This window comes from Devosia psychrophila, assembly GCF_000971275.1.
In the GTDB taxonomy this organism is placed as follows: Bacteria; Pseudomonadota; Alphaproteobacteria; order Rhizobiales; family Devosiaceae; genus Devosia; species Devosia psychrophila.
In genome coordinates, this window is sequence record NZ_LAPV01000232.1 from 1 (window position 1) to 520 (window position 520).

Annotated in this window: 1 pseudogene; it reads right to left on the reverse strand. The window is 55.2% G+C overall.

The features are described 5' to 3' along the window. Positions 1-520: pseudogene (locus tag WH91_RS21310) on the reverse strand (ornithine cyclodeaminase); the annotation flags it as partial.

A 520-nucleotide genomic window follows, 5' to 3' on the forward strand; every position in this document is an offset into this window, starting at 1 on the left:
GCTAAGTCGTCACAGACGACTATCCCATTTTGCAGGACATGGGTCAGATACTCGGCGGGCGTTTCGTCACCACCGAGATGGAGGACAACCGCCTCTGAAGCCACTTCGTGCGCCGCAAAGACCGGGGATTTTGCATTTGAGGCAGTTATGATGAAGTCGGCCTGTAACAGGTTAGCGTTATCGGTCACAGGGACGATCGGAGCCGTAATCTGCGGCAGTGAATGAGCAAATGCTTCAGCGGTCTGACGAGATCGCGTTCTGACCCACAATATTTCCAGTCGGGCGCCGAGCACGGCTCCAAGTGCCAAACCGATGCTGCGCGCAATCGGACCCCCGCCAAACAGAAAGACTTTGATAGTTTTGAGTTCGGCGAGCACAGACTCGGCGACCATGCTGGCATAGGTTGCGGTGCGTGCTGCCGAGATATCCGTGCCTTCGAGAATGCATACTGGACGCATGGTGAACTTATCTAAAAGCAGGATCGTCGAGAATGAGCGCTCAAGGCCGAAATGCCGGTTTG